Below are 20943 nucleotides of genomic sequence, written 5' to 3'. Positions count from 1 at the left end.
AGGCTACCCCCGAAGACGAAGCGACGACGCCGCTCCGATCAGCATCGCAGCCAAGGGCAGCGCGATCGCCCAACCGGCAGTGGACTCGATGGCCCCTGAGGCGAGCACCATACCCACCAAGGCCACTCCGAGCACCGAGCCGACCTGGCGGGCGGTGTTGTATAGCCCGGAGGCCGCACCGGTTTCGTGCTCGGGGATGCCGCGCATCGTCACCGCAGCGTTGGGCGCCCACACGAACGCGCCTCCGATGCCCAGCAGCGAAGTCACGGCGGTAAACCACCACACGCCCGCCCCGGTGTGGATCAACGCGATGGCGAGCACGAGCCCGGCCGCGGAGATGGTAAAGCCCGCGGCGCAGAGCTTTCCCGGGTCGCGCCTGTCGGTCAGGTACCCGGCAACCGGGGTGAGCACGAGCGCGAACACGGACATGGGCGCGGTGATCGCGCCTGACGCCGTGGGCGAGGCGTCGGCGACGGTTTGCAACCAGTACATCAGCGGGATGAACATCGACGCCACGGTGAAGCCCATCGCGGCAACCCCCAGGGCGCCGAGCGCGAAGGAGCGGTCGAGCATCAGCTCCACGGGTAGGAACCCGTCGTCCGTGCCGTTGCGGGCGGATAGCACCAGCACCCCGATCAGCAACGCGCCGAAGAGAACTGAGGGCCACTGCCTGAATTGGATGCCGTAAACCAGTAGACCAAGCCCGCCGAAGGAGAGCAGTACAGGCAGCAGGGTCACTCGTTCGCCGCTGCGGGGCAGCCGCGGCAGCGCGACCAAGCCGGCGACGAGCGCGACCGCGCCGAGCCCAGCTTGGGCGAAAAACGCTGCGCGCCATCCAGCGGTTTCTGCCACTGCCCCACCAACCACGGGCCCGATTAGGGACGCCACAGAGCCGATCACGCCCCAGGCGGCGAACGCGCGGCCCTGTTTGTCCTCCGCAAACACGCGCGGAATCAGCCCGAACGCCTGCGGCAAGAACACCGCGGCGCCGAGACCCTGCAGCCCGCGGGCAACCACGAGCGAGCCGAACGACCAGGAGGCACCAGCCAACACGAGGGCAACCACATAGATGGCCAAACCGATGAGGAAGACGCGGCGTTGACCGAAGGCGTCGCCAAGCTTGCCGGTAGCCGGCATCGGGGCCACCGTACACAGCAGGTAGATACTGGTCAGCCACACTGCGGAGCCGACGTCGAAAGGCAACAGCGGCGTGATCACAGGCATGAAGCCCTGGTCGATCAGGACAAGAAAATACCCCGCAGCCAGGGCTGCGAGGGTATTCCAGGGGCTAACGGCCGGCTTCAAAAGCGGCACCCACGCGGTACAAGCGCGCGTCCTCGAAGGCCGGGGCGATCAGCTGCAGGCCCACCGGCAGGTTGGTGTCGGAGGCCTTACCCGCAGGCACCGACATGCCGGGCAGGCCGGCCAGGTTCAGCGGCAGGGTGAACAGGTCGAAGTTGTACATCGCCAGCGGGTCGTCCACCTTGTCGCCTAGCTTGAACGCGGTGGTGGGAGTGGCCGGGGCGGCGATGACGTCGCAACGCTCGAATGCCTTCGCAAAGTCCTGCGCGACCAGGGTGCGCACGCGCTGCGCCTGCAGGTAGTAGGCGTCGTAGTAGCCCACGGACAGCGCGTAGGTGCCCAGGATGATGCGGCGCTTGACCTCGGCGCCGAAGCCTTCGCCGCGGGTGGCGGCCATGACCTCTTCGGCTGAGCGGGTACCGTCGTCGCCGACGCGCTGGCCGTAACGCATCCCGTCGAAGCGGGCGAGGTTGGAGCTCACCTCGGACGTCTGGATGATGTAGTACGCCTCCATGACGTCGTGGAAACTGGGGCAATCCACCTCGACGATCTCCGCGCCCTGGCGCTCCAGCTGGGCGAAGGCCGCGTTGATCGTCTCCGTGACACCCTCCTGGGTGCCGGGGCGATCGAACTGCTTGACGCGGCCGATCTTCACACCCTGCAGGTCGCCGGAGGCGCCCTCGCGTGCGGCGTCGGCACACGCCGGCACCTCGCGGTTCACGGAGGTGGCGTCGAACTCGTCGTGGCCGCCGATGATCTCGTGCAGCAGCGCGGTGTCCAGCACGGTGTTCGCGCACGGGCCCACCTGGTCCAGCGACGACGCACACGCGATCACGCCGTAGCGGGACACCCCGCCATAGGTGGGCTTCACGCCCACCGTGCCGGTCAGCGACGCCGGCTGGCGGATGGAGCCGCCGGTGTCGGTGCCGATGCCGAGCGGGGCCTCGCCAGCCGCCAGGGCCGCTGCGGTGCCGCCGCCAGAGCCGCCGGGCACGCGCTCGAGGTCGTGCGGGTTCTTCGTCGGCTTGTACGCCGAGTTTTCGGTGGACGAGCCCATTGCAAACTCATCCAGGTTGGTCTTGCCCAGAATCGGGATGCCGGCGGCGCGCAGCTTGGCCACAGCGGTGGCGTCGTACGGGCTCATGTAGCCCTCAAGCATCTTCGACGCCGCCGTTGTCGGCGCGTCGGTGGTGACCAGTAAGTCCTTGAGGGCCAAGGGCACACCGGCCAGCGCGGAGGCCGGCTGCTCACCGTTTTTCACCTGCTCGTCCACCTTGTCCGCGGCCGCCAGCGCTTCGTCCGCGCCGACGTGCAGAAACGCACCGAGCTCGCCGTCCACCTCGGCAATGCGGTCGAGGAACGCCTGCGTGACCTCGCGGGAGGTGACCTCGCCGGACTGGATCATGGCCGCGAGCTCGTGCGCTGGCTTAGCGACGAGACCTTCGGCCGGAATCGTGTACTGCGTCATTGCTCTTTAGTCTCCCTCTCCGAGAATCTGCGGAACCACGAACCGGTCGTCCTCTACCGCCGGGGCCTGGTCGAGCGCCTCAGCCTGCGTCAGCGTTTTCTTCTCCACGTCTTCGCGCATGCCAGCGTCGATAGAGTGCGGGTGGCTCATAGGCGTTACACCCTCGGTGTCGACGCCCTGCACCTTCGACACCGCATCCACGATGGTCTCCAGCTGCTTGGCGATGTCGTCCAGCTCCTCGTCCTTCAGCGCGATTCGCGCCAGGCGTGCGATGCGCGACACCTCGTCGCGTGAAATCTCAGCCACAGTCCCATCCCTTCCACATCACGTGGGTTGCGTCGAACGCGCCTCATCTTACGTCACGCCGTGACACCGCCAGACCACCCCCGGTTGCTATAAATAAGTCCATGTCGTACCTCATCCGCGTTTCCCTCCCGGACGTTCCCGGAAGCCTGGGCCAGCTCGCCGAGGCCTTCGGCATGGTCGACGCCGATATCAATTCCGTGGATATCGTGGAGACGTCTACCGACGGCACCGTGACCGACGACATCGTGGTCACCCTGCCCACCGGCGTGATGGTGGACACCCTTATTACCGCCGTCGCAGCGGTCGACGGCGCGGAGGTGGATTCCATCCGCCCGTTCACCGGCCGCGTGGACCGCCGCGGGCAGATTGAGATGCTCGCGCGGATTGCACAGCGCACCGGCACACTGAACGACACGCTTGACGAGCTGGTTCGCGTCATGCCTGGCGCGGTGACCTCGTCGTGGGCTGTGGTACTGCGCAACTCCGACGGCGAGCTTTCGCGCGCCGCGGCCTCTCCCGCCGCGCCGGAGGACGACGGCACCCGCCCGCAGATGCCGCCTATCGACGCAGCGCGAATCCTCCAGCCCGACTTCGACGGCTGGGCGCCCGAGCCGTGGTTCCAGCTCGGCACCGCGCTGACGATCACTCCCCTGCAGGGCACCGACCTTGTGCTGGTGGTCGGCCGCGTCGGCGGACCGGACTTTCTGGCCTCCGAAGTGCGAGAGATCGGCGATCTCGGCTGCATCATGGGCGCGATGCTGCGCTAGGGGCCATCTCAGCTGCTCTCCGGTGACAGATTCCACATCGCGCCGGCAACATGTGTCACTGTCCCCAGGTCGTCTAGCAGTGCCCGGAAGGATCCGTCACAGCGCGCCGGGCCCGCCCTCGAGCAGCTGCACAAACTGCGCCTCGGTAAGGATCGGCCGGCCCAGCTCCTCCGCCTTCGCCGCCTTGGAGCCGGCGTTTTCGCCGACCACCACGTAATCGGTCTTCTTCGACACCGAGCCAGTCGCCTTGCCGCCGCGCGAGAGGATCGCTTCCTTCACCTCGTCGCGGGTGAAGCTTTCCAAGCTGCCGGTGACCACCACGGTGAGCCCCTCCAGGGTCTGCGGGGCGCGGTCTTGCTCATCCGACTCCATGGTCACCCCCGCCGCGGCCCAGCTATCCACGATGTTTTGGTGCCAATCCACCGTGAACCAATCCTTAAAGCTCTCCGCAATCACCTGGCCGACGCCGTCGGTTTCGGCGAGGTCGGCCGTAGGGGCGTCGATAAGCGCCTGCATGGATTGGAAGCGCGAGGCCAGCGCGCGGGCCGCTGTGGGGCCAACGTGGCGGATGGAAAGCGCCACAATGACCCGCCACAGCTCGGCGTTCTTCGCGGTGTCCAGGTTGGCCAGCAGTTTCTTGCCGGCGGCGTTGACCTGGCCGTCCTTGCGGGTGTAGGCGCTGGACTTTTTCAGGTCGTCCTCGGTGAGGTCGAACAGGCACGCCTCGTCCTCCAGCACGCCGGAGGCGATGAGATCGGCCGCACCCTTCTCCCCCAGCGCCTCGATGTCGAAGGCGCCGCGCGAGGCGAGGTATTCCAGGCGCGCCGAGAGTTGCGCGGGGCACGACCGGGTGTTGGGGCAGCGCCAGTCGGCGTCGCCCTCCTTCGCGGGGGCGAGCTTCGTGCCGCACACGGGGCAGTGCTCGGGGTAGACGAACTCGCGCTCGGTGCCGTCGCGCAGATCGGCGACCGGGCCGAGCACCTCCGGGATGATCTCGCCGGCCTTGCGCACCACGACCGTGTCACCGATCATCACACCCTTGCGCTTGACCTCGTGCTGGTTGTGCAGGGTGGCCATGGACACCGTTGAGCCGGAGACGAACACCGGCTCCAGCACCGCGAACGGCGTGGCGCGGCCCGTGCGCCCAACGGAGACGGCAATGTCGTTGAGCTTTGTCGTCACCTCCTGCGGCGGGTACTTGTACGCGATCGCCCAGCGCGGCGCGCGCGATGTCGCACCCAGGGCACGCTGCTGCGCCACCGAATCCACCTTGACCACCAGGCCGTCCATCTCGTGGATCGCGTCGTTGCGGTGCTCACCCCAATAATTCACCGCCTCGATGACCTCGTCGGCGGTCTCAGCCCGGCGCGTGTACTCACTCACCGGCAAGCCCCACTCGGCGAGCTTCTCGTACGCCTCGTGCTGCGTCTGCGGGGTAAACCCTTCGCGCGCGCCGATGCCGTGGCAGATCATGTGCAGCTTGCGTTTCTTTACGTCCTCCGGGTTCTTCTGCCGCAGACCGCCCGCCGCCGTGTTGCGCGGGTTGGCAAAGGGCTTGCCACCTTCCTTTTGGCGCAGCTCGTTGAGCTCGGGGAAATCCTCGGGCCGGATGAACACCTCGCCGCGGACCTCCAGAAATGCCGGCGCGTCGCCGGTGAGCCGGTGCGGGATGTCTTCAATCACCCGGGCGTTGGCCGTGATGTCCTCACCCGTGGTGCCGTCGCCACGCGTGGCCGCGCGCGTGAGTTCGCCGTCTTCGTAGATGAGGTCGATGGAAAGCCCGTCGATTTTCAGCTCGGTGAGATACGGGCCCGGGGCTTTGGACAGCCACTCGCGCATCTCGTCTTCGTTGAAAACGTTGTCGAGGCTCATCATGCGCTCCGGGTGGCGCACGTCCGCAAACGCGTCGTCGGCGGCCGGGGCGCCGACCTCCTTCGTCGGCGAATCCGGCACGGCGAGCTCTGGGTGTTCCTCCTCCAGTCGCTGGAGGCGGCGGAACAACTCGTCGAACTCGCCGTCGGTGATGACCGGCTGACCGTTGTAGTAGAGGTCCCGGTGGCGGCGGACCTCCTCGGCCAGCTCGTCCCATTCGCGGTGCAGATCAGCGGAAATTTCACTCACGCGCACCGAGTTTAGCGCCGCGTTTAACGCCCGGCGGGTGCGTGTCGGAGTGCTCATTACAATGTCCGTCATGGCCACATTCGATGCCTCCCGCATGCTCTCCTTCGACTTGGAGACCACGTCCGCCAACCCGCGCGAGGCCCGCGTGGTCACTTCGGCGCTCGTGCGTATCGACGGCTCCGCGGTCGACGCCACCGAGACCCTCGCGGACCCCGGGGTGGAGATCCCCGAGGAGGCGGCCAAGGTTCACGGCATCAGCACCGAGAGGGCTCGCGCGGAGGGGCGCGACCACGACGAGGTCGTGCGCGAGACCGTGGAGGCGATCAAGCAGGGCTGGGAGGACGGCCTGACCCTGGTGGTCTTCAACGCCCCCTACGACCTGACGGTGTTGCGCCATCTCACCGGCGACTTCACGGTCACCGGCCTCGTATTCGATCCCCTGCTCATCGACCGCGCCAAGGACCGCTACCGCAAAGGTCAGCGGAACCTGACGTCGATGTGCGAGCACTACGGCGTGCGCCTAGACAACGCGCACGAGGCGACCGCCGACGCCTTCGCGGCCGCGCGTGTGGCGTGGATGCAGGTGCGCAAACACTACCCGGAGCTCGCGGAGATGGACGCCGGCGAGCTCATGGAATACCAGGCCGTTGAGTACTACAAGCTGCAGGAGGACCGGAAACGCTACTTCGAATCCCAGGGCCGCGACGCATCGAACGTGCTGCCCGGCTGGCCGATGCTGGGCTAGGGCGCCGGACCCAGATCTTCGGCCATCTCGCGGGCCGCCCGGTAGTTCGCCGCGGTGCCCGTCAACGTCGGAGCTGGCTCGGCGTAGACATCGACAGTGGTCGCCGCCGGGTCGATCTGCAGCTGGTCGAAGACGTTGTACAGTTCGCGCGGCTGCATGGCCGGGATCGCGATGCGCGCCCCACCATCCAACAGCCGGGCCAGCGCGTCTTTGTCGGCGGTGCGCGGGTCGGTGGTGAACCATGGGACGTTGAGAAGCGTCGGCGTATGCAGCAGGTGCTCGCTGAAGCGGGCGAGCGTCTCCTCCGGCTCCGGAATCGCCCGGATGGTCTCAAAGTCAGTGGCGCCTTTCAGCGTGCCGGCGACGACCTCGGGCAGTCGCGGCTCGTCCAACTGCAGCACGCTCGCGCCGAACCGCTTCTCGACGTCCCTCCGGTGCGCCACACTCACCTCGAGCAGCGCGTCCGTGAGATCGCGCAGCGCGCCGGGGTCGGTGATCATGCGGTGGCCGTTGGACATCTCGATCTCGGCGGCGAGCGTGAACGGGCCGGCCAGCTGCACCTTGACCGTGTCGGTTTTGCCGTGCCAGAGTTCCTCGAGCTGGTCGAGGTCGCGCTCCATGCGGTCAGCGTCCTTACTCGCCCGGGCCGCCACGCGCCAACCGCGGGGTCCGCGCGCGACGGGAATCTCCAACATGGCGGCGGTGCGGCCGATCAGGTCCGAGCCGACGCCGCGATCTGGCAGCTGCGGGACGTGCGGCAGGGGCGACTCCGACAGCACCACGTCCGCGGCCTGCGCGAAGTCGGTGCCGGGCAGGGCCCCGAGGCCGAACGCGGTTGGTGGAAGTGTTGTCACCGCGCTGATGTTACGCGGTGGCACGCCTGTGTCCCCGCGCGGCGCTCACCCGGCGCTCACCCGGCGCTCACCCGGCGCTGCCGGCCAAACCTCGTTAGTTGCACCTCGTTAGTCGACAATTTTCCGCGATAAACGAGGTGTAACTAACGAGGTTTGGGCTCGGCGGGCGCCGTGGGCGCGTTTCAGCCGCCGCTCTCTTACGCCGTCGCGCAGATGGTGCCGGAGCCGAGCACGATGTCGCCGAGGCCGTCAGGATCGGGCAAGTAGAGAACCGCGGCCTGGCCGCGGGCCACACCCTCGAGCGGCTCGTGCAGCGTCAGCATCATCTGGTCACCGTCGATGCGCGCTGTGCAAGGCACCACTCCACCGTGGGCGCGGATCTGCACGTTCGCCTCGAACTGCCCGTTCATGGCAGGGTGCAGCACCTTGAGACGGTCCGCGGTGATCTCGTGGACCTTCAACGCCTCGCGCGGGCCGACGGTGACCGTGCCGGTGGCGGTATCCACGTCCGTGACATAGCGCGGCTTGCCGTCCTCGGCGGGCACACGGATGTTCAGGCCTTTGCGCTGGCCGATCGTGTACTGGAAGGCGCCGTCGTGCTCCTTCAGTTCGCGCCCGTCGATGTCCTTGATCATGCCGGGACGCATGCCGATTGAACGGCCCAGAAACGCCTGCGTATTGCCGTCCGGGATGAAGCAGATGTCGTAGGAGTCCGGTTTGGACGCGGTGGCGAACCCGTGGCGGGCGGCCTCCTCGCGGATCTGCGGCTTTTCCGTGTCGCCCACCGGGAAGATGCAGCGGTCCAACTCGTCGCGCGTGAGCACGCCGAGCACGTACGACTGGTCTTTGTTCGGGTCCGAGGAACGGCGAAGGTTGCCTTGGTCGTCGATAATTGCGTAATGCCCGGTGGCGATAGCGTCGAAGCCCAAGGTCACCGCGCGGTCCAGCAACGCCGCGAACTTGATCTTCTCGTTGCAGCGCAGGCACGGGTTGGGGGTCTCGCCGTGTTCGTAGGACCACACGAAGTTGTCGATGACCTCTTCTCTGAAGCGGTCAGAGAAGTCCCACACGTAAAACGGGATGCCCAGGTGGTCACACACGCGGCGCGCGTCGGCGGAGTCCTCCAGGGAACAGCAGCCGCGGGCAGACTCGCGCGTCTGCTGCGCGTCCTTGCTCAGCGCAAGGTGCACACCAACGACGTCGTGGCCCGCCTCCACCAGGCGCGCAGCAGCGACAGAGGAGTCGACTCCCCCGCTCATGGCTGCCAATACTCGCATGTGGCGGGAGTGTAGTCCCGTGAAGGCGAAAGGTGAAACGTCCGGCTGGTCGCATGGAAACACCCCCTCGACATATACCCCCTTGGGGTATTAAGGTGGAAGACGGCCGTCGCGCTACGCCCCGGCATGCACGAACTGATCACAACCATGAACTGCTGCGAAAGGACAGAACCATGAACAACAGGCACGCCCACTCCGGAACCCGACCCGGTGGGCACGCCAGCCATCACGAATACAGCAACCACGAAGGCCATGCCGGCCACAACCACACAGAGCACGCGGGCCACGGAGAACATGGAGGCCATGGCCACGCGGGCCACGGGGGCCATGACCACGCGGGCCACTCGGGCCACGCAGGCCACGGAGACCACGTTGCCCAGTTCCGCAGGCTCTTCTGGATCATGCTGGTTCTCGCGATCCCGGTCGTCGGATTTAACGAAACCTTCGCCCATCTCATCGGCTACCAGCTGCCTGACGCGGAATGGGCCCGGTGGATCTCGCCGCTTTTGGGCACGGTCATTTACTTCTGGGGAGGTCGCCCGTTCTTGACGGGTGCTGTCTCCGAGATCCGCTCCCGCAAACCCGGCATGATGCTGCTGATCGCGCTCGCGATCACGGTCGCCTTCGTCTCCTCTTGGGGTGCGAGCCTGAACTTGCTGGACCGCGGGCTGAATTTCTGGTGGGAACTGGCGCTGCTGGTGGTCATCATGCTGCTGGGGCACTGGATCGAGATGCGCTCCCTTGCCCAGACCACCTCGGCCCTGGATTCGCTCGCCGCACTTCTGCCCGACGAGGCCGAGAAGATCGACGGCGACGAAGTGGTGAAGGTCACCCCGGCGGATCTCGAGGTCGGCGATGTCGTGATCGTGCGGCCCGGCGCGTCCGTGCCTGCCGACGGCACAATCGTCGACGGCAGCGCCAGCATGGACGAGTCGATGGTCACCGGCGAGTCGAAAACGGTGCGCCGAGGTGAAGGCGAGCACGTGGTCGCTGGCACCATCGCAACAGACTCGGGCCTGCGCATCAAGGTCACAGCCACGGGTGGCGACACTGCGTTGGCCGGCATTCAAAAGCTCGTCACCGATGCGCAAGAATCGTCATCGCGGGCGCAGCGCCTCGCAGACAAGGCCGCCGCGTGGTTGTTCTGGTTCACCCTCGGCGCCGCCATTCTGACCGCCGTGGTCTGGACCGTTGTCGGCATGCCAAACGATGCCGTGGTGCGCACCATCACGGTGCTCGTCATCGCCTGCCCTCATGCCCTAGGCCTCGCAATCCCGTTGGTCGTCTCCATCGCGACCGAGCGCGCCGCCCGCGGCGGGGTGCTGATCAAGGATCGGCTCGCGCTCGAATCCATGCGCACCGTCGACGCAGTACTATTCGACAAGACCGGCACCCTCACCAAAGGTGAGCCCACCGTCACCGCGATCGACCCCGTCGGCGGGCGTGATAAAGCAGACGTGCTTGCCCTGGCAGCGGCCGCCGAAGCAGACAGCGAGCACCCGCTCGCCCGCGCCATCACCGGGGCTGCTCAGGCCCGTAGCGTAGCCGTACCGAACGCCACCGACTTTTCTTCGTCCCCAGCAGTGGGCGTGAAGGCAACTGTTGGCGGTGAGGTAATCGAGGTCGGTGGCCCCTACCTGCTTGAGCAGCATTCCGCCGAAGAGCTCCCCATCGCAGACGAGTGGCGAAAGGAGGGCGCGATCATTCTCCACGTCCTCGCCGACGGCGAAGTGATCGGAGCGCTGCGGCTTGCCGACGAGATTCGTCCCGAGTCCCGCGACGCCGTCGACGCACTGCACTCTGCGGGCGCCGAGGTCGTCATGATCACCGGCGATGCGCAGGCCGTCGCGGACACCGTAGCCAAGGACCTGGGCATTGACCGGGTCTTCGCGGGTGTGCGTCCCGAGCACAAGGCCGCGAAAGTCAAGGAACTGCAGGGCGAGGGCCACAAGGTCGCCATGGTCGGCGATGGCGTCAACGACGCCCCCGCGCTGGCCCAGGCCGATGTCGGCATCGCGATCGGTGCCGGCACAGACGTGGCGATCGGCTCGGCGGGCGTCGTCCTGGCAAGCTCCGACCCGCGATCGGTGCTTTCGGTCATCGAGCTCTCCCGTGCGACCTACCGGAAGATGAAGCAGAACCTGTGGTGGGCGGCCGGCTACAACCTGCTGTCCGTTCCGCTGGCTGCCGGTATCCTCGCCCCAATCGGGTTCGTAATGCCGATGAGCGTCGGCGCAATCCTGATGTCGGCCTCGACCGTCGTCGTCGCCCTCAATGCGCAGCTGCTCCGCCGCCTCGACCTCACCCCACAGAGCAGCACCGACCGGATGCTTAACCGGTCTAAGTGACCCGACACCGTCCACACCATCCAGGAGACCAATGATGAACACCCCCACCCCCGCTTCCGGGAACTCGGCCAACCACGGCTACATCGGCGAGAAAGACCGTTACCTCGCTCGGCTCAAACGTATCGAGGGGCAGACCCGCGGTATTCACCGCATGATCGACGAAAACGCCTACTGCATTGACATCCTCACCCAGATCAGTGCGGTCAACGCGGCGCTGAAGGGCGTAGCACTGGGTTTGCTGGACGACCACTTGAAGCACTGTGTTGCCGATGCGATCAGCGACGGGCAAGAAGCCGACGCCAAGATCGAAGAGGCGTCCGCCGCAATCGCGCGGCTGGTGAAGTCCTAATCGTCATACCGCAGTACGACGCGGTTGCCCGTGGCGGCAAGTAGCGTGGGCGGCCATGGACTTTTCCACTACCCGCGCAGTGCGGATCCGCAATGCGGGCATGGCAGCGTTCATGCTGGTCGCCTGCCTAGTTGGGCTGCTGCCGGATTCGCGGCAGTTGGTCGTCGGGCTCGCACTGCTGGCCTGCGCCGTTGCGGCCCCGTTTACCCGCTGGCGCTGGCCGCTGGAAACGTTCGCTGCGATCCTTACGGTGCTCATTCCCGCGGCGTTCTGCAACACGCTCCCCGTCGGCGCAATCGCCGTGGCGCCGTTCGCCGCCTACATCGCCAGGCGCCACCTGCCCGCCCCGCACCGCGACATCGCCACGGGTGCACTGCTGCTTGGCGACGCCGCAGCCACCGCGTTCGTCATCCCCGCGCTCACCGCGCTCGAGCCTGCCGAGCGACTCCCCTACGTCTGCTGGAGCATCATTCTGCTGACCGTGGCGCTGCTGTTCGGCGAGCTCCGCCGCCGTGCCAAGGAGACCGCGGAGAAGGATCTGGCCCGACAGCGTGAGCAGTTCGAGCGCGATGCCCAGGAGCAGCGCGCCCACCTCGCGCGGGAGATCCACGACATCGTCACCCACTCGCTGACCGTCATCGTCGCGCAGGCCGACGGCGCACGCTTTGCCGCCACCCCGGAGGCGAAGGACGAGGCGCTGCGCACCATCGGCAACGTCGGCCGCGACTCACTGCGCCAGATGCGCGGCGTGGTGGAGCTGCTCCGCGACGCTGAACAGCGCCCCCTTGAACCAGCAACGCAACTGGACATCGACGGCCTGGTCGCCACCAGCCGCGCGGGCGGGCTTACCGTCGCATACACCGCCGAGGGCACCCCTCCCGAGCACCTGGCCCCGGCCACCGCGCTTACCGCCCAGCGCATCGTGCAGGAGTCCCTGACCAACGCCATGAAGCACGGCACCGGCCGCGCCGAGCTCGCGGTGCGCTGGGGCGCAGATAACGTCGTGGTAGAAACGACGAACCCGGTCGCTCCCGGAGCGACCACTCGTCCGGGCCACGGAGTGGAGGGCATGCGGCAGCGCGCGGCGCTTTCTGGCGGCACGGTGACCGCATCCGCCACCCCCGCCGGCACCTGGACCACAACGGCAAGGATCCCGCTGAACTCATGATCACTCTCGGACTCGCAGACGACCAAGCGTTGTTTCTCCACGGCATCCGCAACGTGTTGGACTCCCAGCCGGACATGGAGGTCCGCTGGCTCGCCGCGAACGGCGAAGAGGCAGTGCAGGCGTGCGACAGCGATCCGGTGGGCATTGTGCTTATGGACGTGCAAATGCCCGTCCTCGACGGCATCGCCGCCACCCGGCGTATCACCCAGCACCATCCAGACACCAAGGTGATCGTGCTGACCACGTTCGACGACGAGGACTACGTGCTCGGCGGGATTGGCGCGGGCGCGAGCGGGTTCCTGCTCAAGGACGCGGAACCGGAGGCGCTGCTGGACGCGATCCGCACGGTTGCAGGCGGTGACGCGGTGATTTCGCCGAGGGCGACGAACCGGATCGTCGCAAAGCTTGCTGCTCCGACAGAGGAGGCGGTGGCCCTGTCCCCCGCGGACTGCCTCGCGCTGGGTGAGCTCACCGAGCGCGAGCGCGAAGTACTCATCGCGATTGCCCGGGGCTGGAGCAACGGCGAGATCGCCGAACGGATGTTCATCTCCATGCCCACGGTGAAGACCCACGTGGGCCGGGTGCTGGCGAAGACGCAGTCGCGCGACCGGGTGCACGCGGCACTTTTCGCGTACCGGACCGGGTTGGTCTCGCGCGCGGACCTGCTGGATTCCTAAACCGCGTCATACCTGGGTATCACGCCCAAAATCGTGCCCCGCGCCGACGCGGAAGGCCCGTGCCATGCGCGAACCTTGAACGCATGGAAACACCGATCATTCACACCCGGGGTCTGACCAAGACCTACGGAAACACAGACGTTGTCCACGACCTCAACCTCGAAGTCCAGCCGGGCGTGGTGCACGGGTTGCTCGGGCCGAACGGCTCCGGCAAGTCCACCACCATGAAGATGCTGCTCGGGCTGATCGCGCCGACCGGCGGCGAGATCACGATGCTGGGCCAGCCGATCACCCGCGCCAACCGGACAAAGGTGCTCTCCGGCGTCGGTTCGCTCATTGAGGCGCCGGCCGCCTACCCGCACCTGACCGGCGGGGAGAACATGCGCATCGTCACCCGCCTGCTCGGCGCCGACAAAGAACGGGCGCGCCGCGCGGTACGGCTTGTGCGCCTTGAAAACCACATGGACAAGCTGGTGAAGAACTACTCGCTGGGCATGAAGCAGCGTCTCGGCATCGCGATGGCGCTGGCACGTGACCCGCAGCTTCTGATCCTGGACGAGCCCACCAACGGCCTCGACCCTGCCGGCATCGAGGAGATCCGCGAGCTGATCATCAGCCTCGCCCGCGACCACGGCCGCACCGTGCTGGTGTCCAGCCACCTGTTGTCCGAGATTGAGAAGATGGTCTCGGATCTGACCATCATCAACCACGGCGAGCTGGTGTTTCAGGGCTCGCAGGACGAGCTCTACAGCGCGCAGCTGCCGGACGTGTTCATCCAAACCCCTCACCCGGATGCGGCCGCCGAGGTGCTGCGGGCGCTTCACCCCACCTTCGTCGAGGGCGGCCTGGAGCTTTCCGGGCTTAGCGACGCCCAGGTCGCCGAGACTTGCGCCCACCTCGTATCCCACGGCGTGCCGCTGTACCAGGTGGTGCGCAAGCGGCGCACCCTGGAAGACGTCTTCATCGGCCTGACGAGCAAGGAGGCGATGGGCGCATGATGGTCGAGTTTGCCAAGCTCAAGCGCACCAAGATCGTATGGCTGTGCCTGCTCATGTGCGCGGGCATCGTGCTGTTTTCCAACATGAACCTGTTCGCGGGCGATCCCATCGCAGATTTCCAGGCCGACCCGCACACCCAGTGGGCCAGCCACCTCGTCGGGCTGGGCATGGCCCTGGCGTTTCTTACTCCCCTGCTGCTGGCACTGGTGGCCAGCCGCATTGTCGACGCGGAACACGTAAGCGGCGGGTGGCGGCTCAACGCCATTGCCGGCACGAAGCCGGGGACGCTGCTTTCCCGGAAGTTCGCCGTGGCCAGCCTGGTCGTGGTCGTGTTCACCGCGCTCGAATTCGCCGCAGCCCTCGCCCTGCCCGTCGCTTTGGGCGCGCCCGCGCCTAGCGGGGCAATGGCTTCCACATGGCTGCGCTTCGGGCTCGGGGCCTTGGGCACCAGCATCGCCCTGCTGGCCGTGATGCTGCTGCTCGCGGCAGTGGTCGATTCACAGATCGTCGTGTTGGGCGTCGGCATCGTCGGCGGGTTCTTGGGCGTCGCCGCGCTGCTGTCCCCCGCCTGGCTCGCAGCGCTGAACCCCTTCGGCTACTACGCCGTGCTGCTGCCGTTCGGATTCACCGAGTCGGGCGTCGCTCCAATCCAGCCCGGCTGGTGGCTGTGGGCCGCATACCTTGTCCTCGCCGCCGCAGTGTTCATCGCAGGTTCGAGGGCCCTGGACCGGAAGGAAATCTAAACCATGCACCTGATCACAAACGACCTGCTGAAGTTCAAGCGCTCCCACATGTGGGCGGTGGTGGTCCTCGTGCCGCTTATCGCCGTCGGCGTCGGCGCCGGCAACTACTCCGCCAATGCCGAGACACTGTCCGCTGGCTGGGACAGCTACTTCTCCCAGATCATGCTCTTCTACGGCATGCTGTTCTGCACCGCCGGCATCGCGGTGCTGGCCGCCTACGCCTGGCGCGTGGAGCACCGGGGACACAACTGGATGACCATGCTCACCTCCACCCGCGGCACCGGCAGCCTGGTGGCCGCAAAGATTGCGGCGATCAGTATCGCGGCCGCGACGATGCACGCGGTGCTGGTGATCCTCGCGCTCGTTGCCGGTTTCGCCCTGGGCGTACCGGGCGCGTTACCCGTCCACCTCGTCGCCGCCGCTGCGCTGTCCTTGGCGCCGATAGTGGCGGTGGCGGCCTGGCAGTCGCTTCTCTCTATGGTCATCCGCAGCTTCGCGGCCCCCATCGGCATTGCCGTGATGGCCAGTCTCATCTCCTTCGGCGCGCTCGCATCCGGCATGCCCGGCGTGCGATTCGTCTCGGCGCCGGCGCTGCTGTCGGAAACGCTGTGGCTGGGCAGCACCGCCGTCGCCAATGCCGGCGCACTCGACTTCGGGACTGTCCTGAGCGTGATCCTCGCTTCGGCCGCGCTCGCGGCAGCCGCGTGGGCCGCCTCTGAGGCCTACCTGCGAGGGACCGACGCGCGCCTCTAGTACTCTCACCAGCCATGGCCGCAAAAAGCGAGTTTTACGAGATCGACACCGGCGTCGCCGAAGTGTTCCACGAACCGGACGGGTCCATGGTGCTGCTTGTCAATGGCGTGCCCAGCTCCCACATCGTGCCGGGCGAGCCAACCCGGCTGGATTTCGAGTACATGCGCTGGATGGCAGATTTCCTCGACTCCGCCTACCCGGAACCACACAGGGCGAAGTCGCGTCTGACCCACCTCGGTGGCGGCGCGTGCACGCTCGCGCGCTATGTCGCCGCGGCGTGGCCCGGCTCCCGCAACACGGTGGTGGAGATCGATTCCGAGCTCACCGTTCTTGCGCGCGAGCTTTTCGACGTCCCCCGGTCACCCACCGTGAAAATCCGCGTCGGTGACGCCCGCGAGGTCACCGACACGTTCAAACCGGCGACCCGCGACGTGATCATCCGGGACGTGTTCTCATCGGCCACTACCCCACGCAACCTCACCACGGTGGAGTTTTACCGGGCCGCGTGGGCGTCGCTAAGCGAGGGCGGGTTCTACGTCGCCAACTGCGGCTCGCACGCGGACTTAAAGGAGGCCAAGGAGGAGCTTGCCGGCATGATTGCGGTGTTCCCGCACGTCGCGGCGATCGCAGACCCGCCGATGCTGAAGGGCCGCCGTTACGGCAACATCGTGCTCATTGGTGCAGGCCGGCCGCTCGAGGCAAACGGCCAGCTCACCCGCAGCCTGCTCAAGGGCGCGGTGCCAGCGCAGTTCAAGGGCGAAGACTGGTGCCGCCGCTTGGCCACGACACCGCGCCACGACTAACTCTGGTTTGCCTGTTTCGCTGCGTTGTCGAGCAGGATGAGCAGGTCGCCGATCTGGTATTCGCCGACCATCATCTTCCGCAGGTCCTCGACGGGTAGCTCGCCCTGGTTCGACAGCGCGCGGACGAGACCCGCGATGTTGTCGGCGTCGGTGGGGTCGAAGCCGGCGAGACGTGCGGCGTCGATAAGCTGCTGCGCGCCAAGGCCGCCCGCGGCGAGCGCGAGGATGGCCACGACGAGTGCGGTGTTGTCCTGCTCCAGCACCTCGAGCTGACCGGAATCCTGGGCCTGGAACGATTCGAGCACACCGCCGCCGGCGCGCAAGTCGCCAGCCGCAAACTGATCCAACTGCGAGGCGCTGCCGTTGAAGATGTTCATGTCCACGGGAGTGTTGATCCCCACCACGCGGCCCGTCTCAGCACGCTGCCAGAAACTCAGCTTGTCCCAGCCGCCGACCGGGGCCGGTGGTTGGTTCTGGTACGCCGCCAGCCACAGCGGGTAGGAGGTGAACGCGTTGGTGTTGTCCATCCGCTCGTACCAGAAGTAGCGGTACGTGTAGAGCATCGGCCGCTTGCCGGTACGCGCCTCCAGCTCAGAGAGGAACGTCTGCGTCCAGGCGGCCAGCTGCACCGGGCCGAGGCCCTCGTCCACCTCGAGGTCCAGCACCGGGGGCAACTGGGTCGCCGGGCCTGCATTGACCACGGAGGCGAAGTAACGGGCCTGCGCAACGGGGTCCTCCGCTGGGCGGGCGTAGTGGTAGGCGCCCACTTTGAGGCCGGCGTCGGCCGCTGCTTTGACGTCTTCGTCGTAGAACTCGTTTTTCCAGCCCTCGCCCTCGGAGGCCTTCACAAACGCGAAGTCTTGTCCGCCGATGGTGCCCACGGAGTGCCAGTCGATGGCAGTCCCGCCGGGGCGCTGGTGGCCCGCGACGTCGACACCGGAGACCAGCCCCGGGAGGGACTGCGCGTCGGCAGGCTCCGATAGCGGGTTCACAATGCCCAGCCCGAGCGCTAAAGCGGCGACGGCGGCGACAGAACGAGTGCGGCGAGTACGTTGCATACCGGCCACACTAAAGCACCCCAGTCACACAAACCACACGCGACACGCGCCTTACAGCGCGCCCGCCGCCCGCGCACGCTCGACCACTTCCGGGATGGCCGCTAGGAACGCGTCGACGTCGTCGCGCGTGTTCGTCCGCCCCACCGTCACGCGCAAAGCCCCCATCGCTTCGCGCTCGGAATACCCCATGGCCTCTAGGACGTGGCTCATCCGCAAAACGCCGCTGGCACACGCAGATCCGGCGGAGACTTCTATCCCCTGCGCGTCGAGCAGCATGATTAGCGCGTCCGCGTTCGCGCCCGGGAACATGAAGTGCGCGTGCCCCGGCAGGCGGGGCTCCCCGGTGGTGACGATCACCTCCGGCACCGCCGCTTCAACCCCGGCGACCACCGTGTCACGCAGGTCGCTGATCCGGGCGCGCTCCGCCTCCATCTCCGCGACCGCCTCCTCCAGCGCCGCCGCCGTCGCCGCCGCGGACGCCACATCCACCGTGCCCGAACGGATGCCGCGTTCCTGCCCGCCGCCCAGGATCACCGGCTGCGGCACCGGGGAACGGCGCGCCAGCAAAATCCCCATCCCCCTAGGACCGCCAAACTTGTGCGCGCTGGCTGCCAGCGTCACCGCTCCCAGCTCGTGGAAGTTCACCGGCACGTGGCCAACGGCCTGGACCGCGTCCACGTGCACAGGAGTGCCGACGGAGCCCGCGCGCCGCACAACCTCGCCCACGGGCTGGATAGCGCCCGTCTCGTTGTTCGCCCACATCACCGCTGCCACCGCCGCTGGGGTGTCCAGCGCCGCAAGGTCGGAGATCCGCCCGTCGCGGCCGACTGGGAGCCACGCGACATCCTCGCCGGTCTGGCCTAGAGCCTTGACAACCTCGAGCACCGCAGGGTGTTCGATCGGGGTCGACACGACGCGGCCTGACTGCGAGGCGCCAAACAGCCCGCGCACGCCGATGTTGTTCGCCTCCGTGCCGGACCCGGTGAAGACCACCTCAACGGGGTCCGCACCGAGCGCCCGCGCGATACGCTCCCGGGACTCCGCGAGCACCGCGTTGGCCCGGCGCCCCGCGGCGTGCTGGCTGCCCGCGTTGAGTGCGCCTGCGTGCTCCACCCATGCATCGACGGCGCTTTGGCGCATGGGGGTGGTGGCTGCGTGATCGAGGTAGACCATGCGTGCCAGGTTAGGCGTGGACGCGCGGGCCGCACACATGCGCCACCGCATCGTTGCCAATGCGCGCGATCACCACACCCATCTGCCTCTCCCCGCGCAGTTTGAGCTTCTTGCGCAACTGGTCCGGGTCCACGTCCACCCCGCGCACGAGAATCTCCACAGCACCCGCGCCATGGCCGGCGAGCGCCCGCTTCAACCCGCGCAGGGGCACCGCCTCGATGAACTCGAAGCCGCTGTAGCCTGCCGGCACGTCGTCCCCGGTGGTGAACGCGATGTGCTCGTCCAGCATGCTCAGCCCATGGCGCGCCGCCCACTGCCGCACGAGGCCTGCGCGCACAATCGCGCCGTCAGGCTCGATGATGAACTTCCGTGGCGCGGTCACCGCCACCTCGTGAGGTTCCCCATCCGTCACGCGCTCCTCGTGCGTCCGCAGCACGACCGCTTCTCGACGCGCTCCGCCCGCCAACCCGGGGGTGTACAGGCACGCTTCCTTCACCCCGCCGTCGACGGAGACAACGCTGACCAGCCCGTGCCACTGCGAATAGTCGATGCCCGGCGCGCATTTCACCGCCAATTCCCACCCCGCATAGGCCTCGAGCAGGTCCGGCAGCGGCGGGAGGAGTTTCGCTGGATCGGTGATGCGCCTGCCGCCGGCCCGGCGCGCGGGATCGGCAACCACCACTCCACCGCCGCTCACCGGCGCGAGCGCGTCGGCTTGGGCGAGCCACGCGTCTGGCCCCAGGTTGTGCCGCGCCATGACCAGGCGCGCCATGTCCAGGTCGGAGCCGAGCCAGTCCAACCCAACGGCCGAAAATGCCGGGGCTTCCGAGCCCACGGAGCAGGTGACGTCGTGGACAAACGCCACCCCGGCCGCGGCGATGCGCTCGGCCCGCACGCGTGCCACCCGGGCGGGTGTCGCCTGTTGGACAGCGGCGTCGTCCGTGAGCCAGTGCGAAGGAAATTTCCCCGCCGCCGCGCGCTGCGAGGCGATGAGCACGCTCACCGCGCGGGCGTAGTCGCCGAAATGGCGGTCCAGCACTGCCCTGTCGGCGAACACCGACGTCTTGGTCAACGCCACCTCGGGGGCAACCTGCGCAATCTGGTCGGCGCTGGCCGCGAGGTAGCGGGCCTCTTCAACGTTAAATCCCACCGCGGCGTCCGATCCTGTCGATGGGGATAAACGAGTAGAAGTCGCTGAAACGCTGATCGTCCACCGGGTCCCCCAGCACCGGCGCAAGGTCGGAAGTCTCGGCGGCCGCCAACGCCTCGGCGGTGCCTGCAAAGCACGCGATGGCGGAGAGTTGCGCCCAGGTTGACGGGGCGAGGCGGACCAGGCCGTGGCGCCACCCGTCCAGCAGCAGTTGCGGCGGGAACCAGTTCGCGTCGTCCGCCTCGTCGGTCTCGGAATCCGGTTCTTGGCCGCCGGGGTGGGCGGCGATGAACGTGAACGTGTCGAACCAGTTGCCGCTTTCAGACTGGCCAACCCAGCGCGCCAGCGGTTTGAGCAGGTCGCCGCAGACGTTGAGGTTGGACTCGCGGAGCACGTCGGTAAGCGAGAGCTCGTGCGATTCCAGCTGGAGGCGCCGGTCGTGGAACGGCCGGGCGTCGTCCAGCAGCACGCAGTCGTCGTCGACCGCGAGCAACGTGCCGGTTTCCTCGAACAGCTCGCGCACCGCCGCGAACATGAGCGCGTGGGCCTTGTACTTGGTCACGCCGAGCTGGCGGGCCAGTGACACGGCGGAGCGGCCGAGCCACAGATCACCGTCGTTCCACGCGCGCGGCGGGAAGTCGCGGGAGTCCACACCGCCGCCGGGAAAGACGGTGATGCCGGGGTAGTTCGGCATCGACAGCACGCGTTCCTGCATCCACACCTCGATGCCGTCCGTGCCGTCGCGCAGCAGCACCACCGTGGCGGACAGCCGGGCACCCTGGAACCCGCTCTGTTCGCTGACGTCGATGGCGTCTGCGGCGTCGTGTGTCATCACGCCCTGGCGGACGTTGCGTTGCCTGGTCCTTTCCGTGGGCATGGCCGC

Annotated in this window: 20 protein-coding genes; 10 read left to right on the top strand and 10 right to left on the bottom strand. The window is 67.4% G+C overall.

Features of this window, described 5'->3' with window-relative positions:
- Window positions 1–3: 3 nt before the first annotated feature.
- From CUREI_RS05100 to gatC, 3 genes are read right to left on the bottom strand one after another with little or no spacing between them, the layout of a single operon-like run.
- Window positions 4–1314 carry an MFS transporter gene (locus CUREI_RS05100; protein ID WP_269077750.1) on the bottom strand — a complete coding sequence of 437 codons (1311 nt, stop codon included), beginning with the start codon at window positions 1312–1314 and terminating at the stop codon, window positions 4–6.
- Window positions 1289–2770, bottom strand: a complete 1482-nt coding sequence (gatA, locus tag CUREI_RS05095; RefSeq protein ID WP_038611175.1) for an Asp-tRNA(Asn)/Glu-tRNA(Gln) amidotransferase subunit GatA — start codon at window positions 2768–2770, stop codon at window positions 1289–1291. The genes CUREI_RS05100 and gatA overlap by 26 nt, the downstream gene beginning before the upstream one ends.
- Before the next feature lie 6 nt (window positions 2771–2776).
- Entirely contained in the window at window positions 2777–3076 is a 300-nt protein-coding gene (gatC, locus tag CUREI_RS05090) for an Asp-tRNA(Asn)/Glu-tRNA(Gln) amidotransferase subunit GatC (RefSeq protein WP_038611172.1), read from the bottom strand.
- 101 nt (window positions 3077–3177) lie between these two features.
- Between gatC and CUREI_RS05085 the strand changes: the two genes are divergently transcribed.
- Window positions 3178–3843: an ACT domain-containing protein gene (locus CUREI_RS05085; RefSeq protein ID WP_038611169.1), complete on the top strand. Its 666-nt coding sequence runs from the start codon at window positions 3178–3180 to the stop codon at window positions 3841–3843.
- Window positions 3844–3939: 96 nt separating this feature from the next.
- Here the strand turns inward: CUREI_RS05085 and ligA are convergent, their stop codons facing one another.
- Entirely contained in the window at window positions 3940–5964 is a 2025-nt protein-coding gene (gene ligA, locus CUREI_RS05080) for an NAD-dependent DNA ligase LigA (protein WP_038614023.1), read from the bottom strand.
- A 70-nt stretch (window positions 5965–6034) separates the two neighbouring features.
- Here ligA and CUREI_RS05075 point away from each other — a divergent pair, with 70 nt between their 5' ends.
- Window positions 6035–6709 (top strand): 3'-5' exonuclease, encoded by a 675-nt coding sequence (locus tag CUREI_RS05075; protein WP_038611166.1) that lies wholly within the window; start codon window positions 6035–6037, stop codon window positions 6707–6709.
- Here the strand turns inward: CUREI_RS05075 and CUREI_RS05070 are convergent.
- Entirely contained in the window at window positions 6706–7563 is an 858-nt protein-coding gene (locus tag CUREI_RS05070) for a uroporphyrinogen decarboxylase/cobalamine-independent methonine synthase family protein (RefSeq protein ID WP_038611163.1), read from the bottom strand. The two genes, CUREI_RS05075 and CUREI_RS05070, sit on opposite strands and share 4 nt — an antisense overlap.
- A 197-nt stretch (window positions 7564–7760) precedes the next feature.
- Window positions 7761–8840 carry a tRNA 2-thiouridine(34) synthase MnmA gene (gene mnmA, locus CUREI_RS05065; protein ID WP_038611160.1) on the bottom strand — a complete coding sequence of 360 codons (1080 nt, stop codon included), beginning with the start codon at window positions 8838–8840 and terminating at the stop codon, window positions 7761–7763.
- 173 nt (window positions 8841–9013) lie between these two features.
- Between mnmA and CUREI_RS05055 the strand changes: the two genes are divergently transcribed.
- The 8 genes from CUREI_RS05055 to CUREI_RS05020 all read left to right on the top strand — a co-directional run bounded on the left by CUREI_RS05055 (window position 9014) and on the right by CUREI_RS05020 (window position 16679).
- Window positions 9014–11188, top strand: a complete 2175-nt coding sequence (locus tag CUREI_RS05055) for a heavy metal translocating P-type ATPase (protein ID WP_084768185.1) — start codon at window positions 9014–9016, stop codon at window positions 11186–11188.
- 34 nt (window positions 11189–11222) lie between these two features.
- Entirely contained in the window at window positions 11223–11537 is a 315-nt protein-coding gene (locus CUREI_RS05050) for a metal-sensitive transcriptional regulator (protein ID WP_038611152.1), read from the top strand.
- Between the two features lie 55 nt (window positions 11538–11592).
- Window positions 11593–12705: a sensor histidine kinase gene (locus tag CUREI_RS05045; protein ID WP_051952216.1), complete on the top strand. Its 1113-nt coding sequence runs from the start codon at window positions 11593–11595 to the stop codon at window positions 12703–12705.
- Entirely contained in the window at window positions 12702–13382 is a 681-nt protein-coding gene (locus CUREI_RS05040; protein ID WP_038611149.1) for a response regulator, read from the top strand. Before CUREI_RS05045 ends, CUREI_RS05040 begins: the two co-directional genes overlap by 4 nt.
- A gap of 83 nt (window positions 13383–13465) precedes the next feature.
- Window positions 13466–14380: an ABC transporter ATP-binding protein gene (locus CUREI_RS05035; RefSeq protein ID WP_038611146.1), complete on the top strand. Its 915-nt coding sequence runs from the start codon at window positions 13466–13468 to the stop codon at window positions 14378–14380.
- Window positions 14377–15123: an ABC transporter permease gene (locus tag CUREI_RS05030; RefSeq protein WP_038611143.1), complete on the top strand. Its 747-nt coding sequence runs from the start codon at window positions 14377–14379 to the stop codon at window positions 15121–15123. Before CUREI_RS05035 ends, CUREI_RS05030 begins: the two co-directional genes overlap by 4 nt.
- A gap of 3 nt (window positions 15124–15126) precedes the next feature.
- A complete protein-coding gene (locus CUREI_RS05025; protein WP_038611140.1) occupies window positions 15127–15876 on the top strand; it encodes an ABC transporter permease in 750 nt (249 codons plus the stop codon).
- A gap of 14 nt (window positions 15877–15890) precedes the next feature.
- Complete coding sequence (locus CUREI_RS05020) at window positions 15891–16679, top strand: spermidine synthase (protein ID WP_038611137.1); 789 nt, start codon at window positions 15891–15893, stop codon at window positions 16677–16679.
- Here CUREI_RS05020 and CUREI_RS05015 read toward each other — a convergent pair.
- Genes CUREI_RS05015 through CUREI_RS05000 form a run of 4 tightly spaced genes read right to left on the bottom strand, consistent with a single transcriptional unit; the run spans window position 16676 to window position 20937 of the window.
- Entirely contained in the window at window positions 16676–17737 is a 1062-nt protein-coding gene (locus tag CUREI_RS05015) for a glycoside hydrolase family 25 protein (RefSeq protein ID WP_038611134.1), read from the bottom strand. The two genes, CUREI_RS05020 and CUREI_RS05015, sit on opposite strands and share 4 nt — an antisense overlap.
- Window positions 17738–17788: 51 nt before the next feature.
- Window positions 17789–18910: a cysteine desulfurase family protein gene (locus tag CUREI_RS05010; protein ID WP_038614018.1), complete on the bottom strand. Its 1122-nt coding sequence runs from the start codon at window positions 18908–18910 to the stop codon at window positions 17789–17791.
- A 10-nt stretch (window positions 18911–18920) separates the two neighbouring features.
- Entirely contained in the window at window positions 18921–20060 is a 1140-nt protein-coding gene (locus tag CUREI_RS05005) for a THUMP-like domain-containing protein (RefSeq protein ID WP_038611132.1), read from the bottom strand.
- Window positions 20050–20937, bottom strand: coding sequence for an NUDIX hydrolase (locus CUREI_RS05000; RefSeq protein ID WP_407919152.1), 888 nt, complete (start codon window positions 20935–20937; stop codon window positions 20050–20052). Before CUREI_RS05000 ends, CUREI_RS05005 begins: the two co-directional genes overlap by 11 nt.
- Between the last annotated feature and the right edge of the window lie 6 nt (window positions 20938–20943).

Origin of the sequence: Corynebacterium ureicelerivorans (genome assembly GCF_000747315.1) — a bacterium.
In the GTDB taxonomy this organism is placed as follows: Bacteria; Actinomycetota; Actinomycetes; order Mycobacteriales; family Mycobacteriaceae; genus Corynebacterium; species Corynebacterium mucifaciens.
Note: the sequence above shows the minus strand (reverse complement) of the source record. Positions and strands in the feature narration are given on the sequence as shown.